The following is an 11,308-nucleotide window of genomic DNA, read 5'->3' on the forward strand; positions in this document are numbered from 1 at the left end:
GCGTAGGGGGTCGGGGCGCCGGGCAGGCCGGCGCCGGAGGTGGGCGCGCCCGTGTCACGGATGGTGTAGCCGACCGGCAGCTCCAGCTTCGCCTCGTCGGAGTTGCGGGTGTACGTCGCGCCGACCTTCACCTGCGGGAGGTACCCGGCGCGGACGCGGTCCGACGCGGCGCGCGCCTGGTCGAGCCGCGCGCGGGCGGCGGCGAGGTCCGGGCTGGCGCGCTGGGCCTCCTCCAGCGCCGCGGCGAGCGTGAGCGGCGCCTCGGCGCGGACGGCGAGCGGGATCGCGGCCAGGGCCGCGAGGATGGCGATGCGGATCATGTGCGATCTCCTGTGAACGGATCCGGGGCGGGCGCGGGATCAGGTCCCGGTGGGCCGCTCCACCTCGGGCGGCGCCTCGACCAGCTCGACGCGCGGGGCGCGCTTCAGCCGGTCGAGCAGCCGGTAGAACACCGGCACCACCACCAGGGTGAGGAGGGTCGAGGTGACGAGGCCGCCGATGATGGCGATGGCCATGGGGACGCGCATCTCGGCGCCGTCGCCGCGCGCCAGGGCCACCGGCACCATGCCCGCGATCATCGCGATGGTGGTCATGAGGATGGGGCGGAGGCGGATCGGGCCGGCCTCGAGGAGCGCGTCGCGGGCGGACCGGCCGCGGGCCCGGAGCTGGTTCGCGAACTCGACCAGCAGGATGCCGTTCTTCGTCACCAGGCCCATCAGCATGATGACGCCGATGAGCGCGAAGATGGACATGAACTGGCCGGTGGCGAGCAGCGCGCCCAGCGCGCCGATCACCGCGAACGGCAGCGAGAGCATGATGGTGAACGGGTCCACCAGGCTGCCGAACTGCGCCGCCAGGATCATGTAGACGAGCACGATGCCCAGGGCGAGCGCCTGCAGGAAGGCGCCGGCGGTCTTGCCCAGCTCCTTCCCCTGCCCCTCGAAGTCGGTGATGACCGTCTGCGGCAGCTCCTGCGCGGCGAACGCCGCGAGGTCCTGCATCGCCGCGCCGAGGCTCGCGCCGCGCGGGAGGTCGGCGAGCAGCGTGATCTGCCGGAGCTGCTCCTGCCGGTCGATCTGCGAGAGCGTCGGCTCGTCCACCAGGGTGGCGACGTTCCGCAGCTCCACCAGCTGGCCCGGCGCCGAGCGCACGGTGAGCTCGCCGATCCGGTCGGCGCCGCGCGCGTCCTGCGGGAGCTTCAGGCGGATGTCGTAGCTGTCGGTGCCCTGGCGGAACTTCGCGAAGTCGTCGCCGCCGAGGTAGGCGCGGAGCGAGGTGCCGATCGTCGCCACGGGGATGCCCAGCGAGGCCGCGCGGTCGCGGTCGATCCGAACGGTCACCTGCGGCTTGCCCGGCCGGTAGGTGGAGTCCACGTCGGAGAAGCGCGGGCTCGCCGCCATGTGCGCGCGGACCTTCTCCGCCGCGGCGACCACCTCGGCCCAGTCGTGGCCGCGGACGTTGAACTGCACCGGCTGGGGGCGCGAGCCGCCGCCGGCGACCGCGGCGAAGTCCTGGACCGAGACCGTGGCGTCGGCCGGCCGGCGCAGCCCGGTGCGCAGCCACGCCTTCAGCTCCTCCTGCGAGAAGGCGCGCTCCCGGATCGGCACCATGCCGACGATCAGCTCGCCCTTGTGCACCTCCTCCTGCACCCCGCCGCCGGCGGTCGCGAACACGTGCGTCACCCCGGGCACCGCCTGGAGCTGCGTGCGCAGCGCCTCCAGCTCGCGCGCGGTCCGCTCGAGCGGCGTGCCGGCGGGGAGCTCGAGCGCCACCTTCAGCTCGCTCGTGTCCTGCGCCGGCATGAAGGTGAACTGCAGGAAGCGGCCCAGGGCCACCGTCGCGAGCAGCAGCGCGACCGCGATGGCGAGCGTGGCCGGGACGTGGTCGAGCGCCCAGCCGAGGACGCGGCGGTAGAAGCGCTCCACCGCCGAGAGCGCCCGCTCCACGGCGCGGGAGATGCGGCCCGGCTCGCCGTGCGCGCGGAGCACGTAGGCCGAGGCCATGGGGGTGAGCGTCATCGAGACGAGGTAGGAGATGGCGACCGCCACGGCGACGGTCATGCCGAACGCCGAGAAGAACCGGCCGACGATGCCCTCCATGAACGCGACCGGCACGAACATGGCGAGGACGGCGAGCGTCACGGCCAGCACCGCGAGCGCGATCTCCTTCGTGCCCGCGTGCGCCGCCTTCGCGGGCGGCGCGCCGTGCTCGGCGTGGCGGCTGATGTTCTCGATGACCACGATGGCGTCGTCGATGAGCAGGCCGATCGACAGCGTCAGCGCGAGCATGGTGATGACGTTGAACGTGTAGCCGAGCCCGTGCATGACGGCGAACGTGCCGATGACCGAGGTCGGCAGCGCCAGCGCGGACACGATGGTCGTGCGCCAGCTCCGCAGGAACACGAGCACGATCGCCACGGCGAGCAGGCCGCCCAGGATCAGGTCCTCCTCGACCGCGCGGATGGAGGCGCGGATGAACTTGGAGTTGTCGCGCACCACCCGGAGCTGCGCGCCCTCGGGGAGCAGCTTCTCCAGGCTCGACAGCGCCCCGGTGACGCGCTCGGCGACCTGGACGGTGTTCGCGCCCGACTGCTTCTTCACCACCAGCGCCACGGCGGGCCGGCCGCCGTCCGCCGCGGAGGACCGCGCCTCGGCGGGCCCGTCCACCACGTCGGCGACGTCGCGGAGCCGCACCGGCGCGCCGCCCGGCGTGGCCACCACCAGGTCGCGGAGCTCGTCCACGGAGCGCGCCTCGCCGCTCACCTTCACCACCGCCTCGGCGCGCGGGTCCTCGGCGCGGCCGGCGGGGACGTCCACGCTCTGGCCGCGGACCGCCTGCGCGACCTCGGAGGCCGCCACGCCGAAGGTGCGCAGCCGGGCCGGGTCCACCACGATCCGGATCTCGCGCTTGCGCCCGCCCACCACCTCCACCGAGCCCACCCCGCCCTGCCGCTGCAGCGCCGGCTTGAGCTCGTCCTCGGCGAGCCGCGTCAGCTCCTCGGGAGGGACCGGCCCGGAGAGCGCCAGCGTCAGGATGGGCGCGGCGCCCACGTCCAGCTTCTCCACCACCGGGAGGTCCGCGTCGGCCGGGAGCTTCGACAGCGTGGCCTGGACGCGATCGCGGACGTCCTGCGCGGCGACGTCCACCTTCGTCTCGAGCGAGAACTGGAGGATCACCTGCGACACCGACTCCACGTTCACCGAGCGCATGCTCTCCAGCCCGGCGAGGCCGTTCAGCGCCTCCTCCAGCGGATCGCTGACGTCGCGCTCGATCGACTCCGGGTCGGCGCCGGCGAGGACGGTGGTGACCGTGACGACCGGCACGTCCACGTCGGGGAGCTGGTCCACGCCGATCTTCGGATAGGCGTTCAGGCCGAAGACCACCACCGCGAGGACGAGCATCGCGGTGAAGACGGGCCGGGTGATGAAGGTCTTGATCGCGTCCATGGCTCGCTCCCGTTACTTCGCGACCGCGACGCGGGCGCCGTCGCTCAGCCCCGCCACGCCCTCGACCACCACCGCGTCGCCCGAGCCCACCCCGGCGCGCACGCGCGTCCACTGCGGCGTGACCGTCTCGGCCTGCACCTCGCGGCGGTGCGCCACGCCGCCCTCCGCGACCCACACGAACCGGCGCGCGCCCTCCCGCACCACCGCCTGCGCCGGCACGAACGGCCCCTGCGCCGCCGACGAGCCGCCCAGGTCCACCTCGGCGAGCCCGCCCGACCGCAGGGCGCCGGCGCCCGCCCCGGCGCGCACGTCCGCGAGCACCTCGACCGACCGGGTCTGCGGATCCACCGTCGCGCCCACGCTCGTCACCCTGGCCTCGAACGGCGCGCCGCCCGGGATGCTCCGGCCGCGCAGCACGGCGCCCGCCTTCAGCGGATCCACCAGCCCCTCGGGCACGGCGAGCCGCACCTCCAGCGCGTCCGACGCGACGACGGTCGCGATCGGCGTGGGCGGCATCATCGACACGTAGTCGCCGACGTTCCTCGCGCGCGCCGTCACGACGCCGTCGAACGGCGCCCGGACCACCAGGTCGCGCAGCGTCTGCTCCAGCAGGCGCACCTGCGCGTCCGCCTGCTCCAGCGAGGCCTCCGCCTGCTGCGCGCCCGCGCGGGCCTTGTCGAGGAGCGCCGGCGCGGCCGCCTCGGCCTGGGCGAGCTGCTCGGTCCGGCCGAGATCGGTCCGGGCGTCGTCGCGGACGGCGAGCGCCATCTTCCGCGCGGCGCGGGCCTGATCGAGCTGGATGGCGACCGTGGCCGCGTCGAGCTCGACGATCGGATCGCCCTTGCGGACCCGGTCGCCCACCTGCGCGCGCACGCGCACGATCGTGCCCGCCGCCTTGGCGGAGACGGTCGCCTGCAGCTTGGCGCGCAGCTCGCCGGTGGCGCGCGCCGTCTCGCCCTCCAGGCGGTCGATCGGGCGCTCGGCGCGCACGGCCAGGGCGGGCGGCTCCGCCTTCGCGGTGGGCAGCGCCGCGGCGTCGCCGCGGGAGCAGCCGAGCAGCGTGGCCGCGGCGAGGGTGGGGGCGAACAGGAGGAAGCGGCGGGACTGGGTCATCGGGGGCCTCGGGGCGGACGCGGCGCGCGTTCGGCGCTAACGCAACTTCATGGTGGCGTTAAGATGCACGGGCCTGCGTACTAACGCAACCCTGAAGTAGCGTTATCTGTCAACCGCTTGATTCTGCGAGCTGTAGTGCGTGCGCCGAATTCGACCTTCGGTTGCGTTTGGTTGCTTCACTAACGCACCCAGGTTACGATCCGGGGCGCCATGGAACGTGCCCGCCCCTCCCCCCCTTCCAGCGAGCCGCGCCGCAGGACCGGCGGCCGGAGCGCGCGCGTCGTGAACGACGTCCTGGACGCCGCGCTCGACGTCCTCGCCCGCGCCGGCTACGCCGCCATGACGTTCGACGCCGTCGCCGCGCGCGCCGGCGTCTCGAAGACGACCGTCTACCGGCGCTGGCCCACCAAGCCGGACCTGGTCCGCGCCGCGCTCCTGCGGCTGGTGGACGTGTTCCCGAAGGCCCGGGACACCGGCACGCTCCGCGGCGACCTGATCGAGCTCGCGCGCGTGCGGCTCCTCGACGACTCGCGCGAGCGCGAGCGCGCCATCGGGCTCCTGCGCGCGAACCTGGGCGACCTCGACGACCAGGAGCTCCGGGCCCTGGGGCGCCTCGTCACCGAGCGCGCGCACCAGCCCATCGTCGCCGCGGTGGAGCGCGGCGTCGCCCGCGGCGAGCTCCCGCCCGGGACCGACCCGGCCCTGGTGCTCGAGCCGATCTTCGCGACGCTCCAGTTCCGCGTGTTCGTCATGAACGAGGAGCCGGACCTCCGCTCCGCCGAGCAGCTCGTCGACCTCGTGCTCGCCGGTGCGCGCGCGGGCGCGGCGGTCCGGGCCGGCGCCGCGGACGCGCGGTAGCCGCCCCCGGCGCTCAGCCGGTCGTCACCTCGCAGCCGTCGCGCGTCACGACGACCGTGTGCTCGAACTGCGCCGAGAGGCTCCCGTCCGCGGTGACCACGGTCCACCCGTCGGCGAGCAGCCTCACCTCCGGCCGGCCCAGGTTCACCATCGGCTCGATGGTGATGGCCATGCCCGCCGCCAGCCTCACGCCCTGCCCCCTCGGACCGACGTGCATCACCGTGGGCGGGCCGTGCATCGCCTTGCCGATGCCGTGCCCGCCGTAGTCGCGCACCACGCTGCAGCCCTCCGCGCGCGCGAGCTCCTCGATGGCTGCGCCGACGTCCCCGAGCCGCACGCCGTGCCGCACCACCGCCACCCCCGCGTCCCGGCAGCGCCGGGCGACCTCCACGACGTGCCGCGCGTCCGGGGAGACCTCGCCGATGCAGAAGGTGGCCGAGGTGTCCCCGTGGAAGCCGTCGAGGAGCGTGGTCACGTCCACGTTCACGATGTCCCCGGGCTGCAGGCGCTCGTCGCTGCGCGGGATGCCGTGGCACACGACGTCGTTCCGGCTCGTGCAGACCGCCGCGGGGAAGCCGTGGAACCCGAGCTGGCTGGGCCTGCCGCCCCGGCGCGCCGTGTCCTCGCGGACCCAGCGGTCGATGTCCGCCGTGGTGACTCCCGCGCTGAGCCGCTCGCCCACGTACGCCAGCGTCGCCGCGGCCGCCCTCCCGGCGCGCCGCATCCCCTCCACGCCGGGGACCCCCAGGAGCGGAATTCGCATGCCGCGAAGCTGCCAGCGGCCGCGCGGGCGGTCCAATGCCGTCTCGGCATCGGGAACCCGCCCGCCGGCAGGCCTTCCTGGCGAGCGCCGTTTCACCGCGGGGTCCTGACACGCGGACCGGCCTTCGGGTACGTTCGCCTCGTGAGCCTCACGTACATCCAGTCCTTCGTCGCGGTCGCCGAGGAGGGCCACGTCGGCCGCGCCGCCCGGAAGCTTCACCTCACGCAGCCGCCGCTGTCACGCCACATCCTCGCGCTCGAGGACGAGCTCGGGACCCGCCTCTTCGACCGGACGCCCCGCGGGATGAAGCTCCTGCCGGCCGGCGAGGTCTTCCTGTCCCACGCCCGGCGCATCCTCGCGGCGGTGGACATCGCCATCGAGCGCACGAAGGGCGCGGGCACCGGCGAGCGCTGAGGCCGGAGCGCGCATCTGCGCCAAGCGGGTCGAGACGGTGAGTACGCGTCGCGGGGATGAGCGGCCGGGCGCCTACGGCGCCCGCGCGAGCGCGACCGTGCTCGGCGAGTAGGTGACGCAGCTCGCGCAGCCGCAGGCATCGACCTCGCCCCCCGCGGGCGTGAGCACGACCGCCTTCGAGGCGTAGCCGGGCGCGGCGACCTCGAGCGACACGGGCTCGACGGGAAGCTGCTCGGCGGTGGTGCACCGGGTCACGCCGCCGCTGTCGGCGCAGGTCCAGGTCACGCTGGCGCCGACGACCGTCGCCCCCGGCACGGGGCCCGAGCTCACCGCGTCCTCGACGGTGAGTGCGCCCCAGTGCGGGCAAGGCGAGCAGACGGGGCACTCGTCCTCCCCGCAGCCTGCAGCGTTCACGCCGATGAGCAGGAGAACCGCAACGAGTTGGGCTCGCATGCGGGGCATGCTAACACCCCGGGTGAATGCGTCAAGGCGGATGGACGCGTCGCCTCTGCGCGCTCGAGGCGCGCCGCCCTCCCTGTCAGACTGGGCGATTCAGTGGCCCCGGCGGGACTCGAAACCACGGCCTACGGTTTGGGAAACCCCTCGCAAGCACAACAACACCGCGCACTTGCAGCAACCTCAGGGGGTTAGGCTGCAGTCTGCGGCACTCGGCTGCACTCGGGACCGGGGAGAACTCTGGGAAAAAGCCGCGGTGTCACGACTCCGTACGCGCGGGACTATCGATCCGCACTGCCACAACTGCGGAGTTCAGCTGCGCCAACCGACGGCCGTTCAACACGCACCGCACCGGAACGTCCGGCACTACCGGTACGATGGCGAGATGACCCTGGCTCCCACACGTTCAGCCTACGATTGGAACCGGTACTGGGTCCCTAGGACCGGGCGCCTTACCTTCTGGTTCGACGGCTACGCGTCCGCGCCGAGCACGTGCGCGAACGGAGATCTCGTTCCCACACGAGACCTGGGTCGGCATCGCTGCCTCGTGCTCCTGGGCGAGCCAGGCATCGGGAAGAGCCATGAGATGCGGGTCCTCGTCCGTCAAGCCGGACGCGAAGCCTTCAGCGAGGATCTCGGGAAGTTCACGAGCGATTTGTCCCTTATCCACCACGTCTTCGAGTCTGACGTCGTCAAGCGATGGATCAGAGGCGATTCGGAACTGACGATGTTCTTGGACGGTCTGGATGAGTGCCGCCTCCGGATCAAGACCATCGCTCGGATCCTCTCTGATCGCCTTCAGCAACTCCCTCGCGAACGGCTGAAGTTCCGGATCGCGTCCCGCGTGGCCGACTGGCCCGAATACCTGTCGGAAGCGCTCAGAACGCTTTGGGGCGAAGAACAGCCGCAGGAGTTCATCCTTGCTCCCCTGCTGCGCTCCGATGTGGAACTGGCAGCGGAACAGGCTGGAATAAGGCCGGATGACTTCATCCGCGCCGTGGCGCGGCGAAAGCAACAAGCGTTCGCATCGCGCCCGCTGACTCTGAAGTTCCTCCTCAGCCAGTACAACGGTGAATTGTCAGCATCCGCTGCCGAGCTTTACGAGGCGGGCTGTCTACGGCTCGCAAGCGAGACTAACCCCGAAAGACGTTCTTCTGATGCTGTAGGGGCCTTGAGCGAGCACCAGCGCCTGGAGGTCGCGGAGGTCCTTGCCGCATCGTGCATTGTCTCAGGCTGGTCCGAGATCGCTGTCGGCGCGCACGGCGCATCAGAGCGGGCTGCCGAAGCTCTGGACACCGATACGCTGGTTGCCGCAGCAGCACGGGCAACCGAACGCGGCGTTCGCGGGGTAACCATCTCGCGCGGTCACATCGAAGAGGCTCTCAACACCGGCCTCTTTACTGGAGGAACGGGGGGACACGTCCGCTGGTCTCACTGGACCTATTCCGAGTACTTGGCAGCACGGTTTCTGGCGAACCATCTCTCGTCCGAGCAGCTCGCCTCCCTGGTGCTTCGGGCGGGAACGGACGGCCGGCTCAGAGCTGTGCCCCAGTTCCGCGAAGTGACAGCTTGGCTCACGACCCTGGTCCCGCGCCTCAGAGATGTCGTCGTACGGAACGATCCCAATGCGCTCCTCTCGAGCGGCGTGGGGCTGGACGCAGCCGTCCGGGTCGACGCAGTCGACTCGTTGCTGAGACTCTTCGAGTCCGAGAGCGAGTTCGACTCGGATCCACAAGCACGCCGCCGCTACGATCTTCTCGACAACCCCGAACTCGATCGGCAGCTCTTACCGTTCATAACGGATCGCTCTAAGAGCAAGATCGCTAGGCGTGCTGCTATCGAAATCGCGGCAGCGTGCCGGGTGATGCCCCTCCTCCCGCGCATCGTCGAGGTGGCCTGCGACACGTCGGACGACGCGCATCTTCGGGCAAAGGCCGCGAGCGCCGTGAGGCAGTTCGGAACGCACGACGCCAAGCTCGCGCTGCAAGGACTTGCAGTCACCACACGCGAGGAAGACCCCAGCGATCAGATTCGCGGGGAAACGCTACGGATGCTGGCCGCCGAGGGCCTACTGCACGAGGACCTCTGGCGCTATTGCACCCAGCCGCACGATGCGCATCACCACGGCGCATATTCTGAGTTCTTGATGTCGGACGTACCGCGCCTCCTGTCGGACCGACGCGTCACTAAGGCCGGGCTTCGCTGGGCGAGAGAAGTCTCTGCTTCCGGAAACGCCGGCGGAATCGAGTTGGCTCGACTCCACGAGAAGGTGCTATTCGCGGGCTGGGAACAAGCGGACGACCCAGAGGTCCTTGGCGAACTCGCCTCGACGGTGTGTCACCGAGCAGCCCGGTACGAGTCGCCTCTCGGAGAGTTCGACGGCGAGCTCGCGAAACATCCAGCACGACGGGAGAAGCTCCTCGAGGCGACGGTAGCGCGGGCCGCACTCGGACAAGCCACTGGAATCGACCTCTTGTTCAAGGCTTACCCTCTGCTCGAGGGCCAAACCTTTGCGTCGCTTGTTGAGCGGGCGAAGGGTACATCAGGCCAGAAGGAAGCGCGAGTCTGGGCATTACTCGCGCGGTTCAAGCTCGACGGCACGGACGAGACATTCCTGCTGGCTCTCGACGCGGTGCCTCACGTCCCTGAACTCCAGGCAGAGATGGGCGCGATGTTCAGGGCGGTCGATCTTGATTCAGAAGAAGCTCGCGTCCTGCGCGACCTCCATCGTTCGACGCACGACACGCGCGATGGCCGTATGCCGAGGTCACGACGGCGCCCGAGTGCCGCTGACGTTCCGCCGCTACTCGATCTGCTCGATAGCGGAGATGCGGACGCGTGGTGGCGACTGAACGCGATGATGCTTGCCTCAGCGGAGTATCACATCGATCTGTCGGTGGGCGACCTAACAAGGCTTCCTGCTTGGCGCGATCTGTCGACAGCAGACAAGCTGCGCGTCACACGCGCGGCTCGTCATTACATTCGCGTCGGCGAACCCCGGGATCACGAATGGCTTGGCGTTCACAACCTTCACCATCATGCAGCGGCATCGGCGTATCGAGCGCTGCTGCTCTTGTACAACGCAGACCAGACCTCCTTCTCGGAAGTGAGCGAACCCGAGTGGCATCGCTGGGCGCCAGCTGCGTTGACGTACGGCATTTCCGACTCAGAAGGGATGGGCCGAACCGCGATCCTAGGACGCGCCATGGCAGCGCTGGGAGCGCGCGCGGTCGGCGTCCTTCAGGCGCTGACCATCGTTCAAGGCCGCTACTACCCAGGCTCGCTTCGCCTTCTCCTAGAAAAGGCAGAGGCGTCGGTAGCGCGCGAACTGTTCGAGTGGGCTCTCAAGCTTCCCCTTGATCCGGACCCGCTGTATTCCGTTCTGGTTGCATCGTTACCGCGTTGCAGCGACGACTCGGTAGCGCTCGCGTGCGTTCTCGACGGCCGGCTTCCGCCGGCGAAGCGCGCAGCGGTCAGCCTCGCGCTCCTTCAAACCTCGCCGCCTAACGCGTGGCAACGCATCGCCCCCCTTCTCAAGACAGACCCAAGCCTTGAACAGGAGGTTGCGAAGCGACTCCGGTTTCTCGACGAACCCGAATTCCATTCGCTTCTGTCGTCGCTGGACGAAGGCATGGTGGCCGATCTGTACGAATGGCTCGATGGTCGCGTACCAGCGAACACGGCCACGCCATCGGACGAGGGCATGGCCGAGGCCGACGAACTCGCTATCGCGCGGAGCACCGTCCTAACGCACTTAACAGAGCGTGGGACCGAGCGGGCCGTTGCATCGCTCCAAGCGATCTCCACGAAGCACCCGTCGAACCTCAATCTCAGATTCATCGTGACTCGAGCCGAGGAAGCGCGGCTTAGGCGGGGCTGGACGCCCGTTACGCCGGCGCAACTGATGGACCTTTGCGCCTCTCATGAGCGACGCCTCGTGGAGACAGATCAAGAACTCGTCGAGGTCATCTCCAAATCCCTGTTGCGACTTGAGCACCGGCTGCAAGGAGCGCCGCCGGCGTATGAGGATCTCTGGGACGGCGACCGACCGAAGCCTGAAGACCGGGTTTCTGATTATGTGAAGCGACATCTCGCGGACGATCTCGTCTCCCGAGGAATCGTCGTGAACCGCGAGGTCGAGATTAGACCAGGAAGCGAGACCGACCTACGCGTGGAGGTGCTCGCCACGCGCTCCGGTTCTCGACCCCTCCACGTCACCATCGAAACGAAGGGGTGCTGGCATCCCGAGCTTCAAACC

8 protein-coding genes are annotated in these 11,308 nt (G+C 70.3%); 3 read left to right on the top strand and 5 right to left on the bottom strand.

Annotation, left to right across the window (positions count from 1 at the left end; translation table 11 throughout):
- The 3 genes from PSR1_RS17045 to PSR1_RS17055 form a co-directional block, all read right to left on the bottom strand.
- On the bottom strand, positions 1–320 hold a 320-nt coding region (locus PSR1_RS17045), incomplete at its 3' end, for a TolC family protein (protein WP_160309032.1).
- Positions 321–359: 39 nt separating this feature from the next.
- On the bottom strand, positions 360–3,446 hold the full coding sequence (locus tag PSR1_RS17050) for an efflux RND transporter permease subunit (protein WP_059438656.1): 3,087 nt from the start codon (positions 3,444–3,446) through the stop codon (positions 360–362).
- Between the two features lie 12 nt (positions 3,447–3,458).
- A complete protein-coding gene (locus PSR1_RS17055) occupies positions 3,459–4,559 on the bottom strand; it encodes an efflux RND transporter periplasmic adaptor subunit (RefSeq protein WP_059438657.1) in 1,101 nt (366 codons plus the stop codon).
- Positions 4,560–4,841: 282 nt separating this feature from the next.
- On the opposite strand from PSR1_RS17055, the gene PSR1_RS17060 reads away from it, so the two are divergent.
- Positions 4,842–5,417, top strand: coding sequence for a TetR/AcrR family transcriptional regulator (locus PSR1_RS17060; RefSeq protein ID WP_059438658.1), 576 nt, complete (start codon positions 4,842–4,844; stop codon positions 5,415–5,417).
- Positions 5,418–5,430: 13 nt separating this feature from the next.
- Here PSR1_RS17060 and map read toward each other — a convergent pair whose 3' ends face one another.
- The gene (map, locus tag PSR1_RS17065) at positions 5,431–6,180 is read right to left on the bottom strand and encodes a type I methionyl aminopeptidase (protein ID WP_059438662.1); all 750 of its coding nucleotides are present in this window, start codon (positions 6,178–6,180) and stop codon (positions 5,431–5,433) included.
- Positions 6,181–6,321: 141 nt separating this feature from the next.
- On the opposite strand from map, the gene PSR1_RS17070 reads away from it, so the two are divergent.
- Positions 6,322–6,594, top strand: a complete 273-nt coding sequence (locus tag PSR1_RS17070) for a LysR family transcriptional regulator (RefSeq protein ID WP_059438659.1) — start codon at positions 6,322–6,324, stop codon at positions 6,592–6,594.
- A gap of 72 nt (positions 6,595–6,666) precedes the next feature.
- On the opposite strand, the gene PSR1_RS17075 is transcribed toward PSR1_RS17070, so the two are convergent.
- Complete coding sequence (locus PSR1_RS17075; protein WP_059438660.1) at positions 6,667–7,047, bottom strand: hypothetical protein; 381 nt, start codon at positions 7,045–7,047, stop codon at positions 6,667–6,669.
- 550 nt (positions 7,048–7,597) lie between these two features.
- On the opposite strand from PSR1_RS17075, the gene PSR1_RS17080 reads away from it, so the two are divergent.
- Positions 7,598–11,308, top strand: a 3,711-nt coding sequence (locus tag PSR1_RS17080; RefSeq protein WP_152643374.1) for a hypothetical protein, incomplete at its 3' end; no start/stop codon positions are given.

It is taken from the genome of Anaeromyxobacter sp. PSR-1 (genome assembly GCF_000964525.1).
Lineage (GTDB): Bacteria > Myxococcota > Myxococcia > Myxococcales > Anaeromyxobacteraceae > Anaeromyxobacter.

Coding starts and splice junctions, on each gene's coding strand:
- map (WP_059438662.1), bottom strand. CDS start 6,180: ATGCGAATTCCGCTCCTGGGGGTCCCCGGCGTGGAGGGGATGCGGCGC.
- PSR1_RS17075 (WP_059438660.1), bottom strand. CDS start 7,047: ATGCGAGCCCAACTCGTTGCGGTTCTCCTGCTCATCGGCGTGAACGCT.
- PSR1_RS17055 (WP_059438657.1), bottom strand. CDS start 4,559: ATGACCCAGTCCCGCCGCTTCCTCCTGTTCGCCCCCACCCTCGCCGCG.
- PSR1_RS17050 (WP_059438656.1), bottom strand. CDS start 3,446: ATGGACGCGATCAAGACCTTCATCACCCGGCCCGTCTTCACCGCGATG.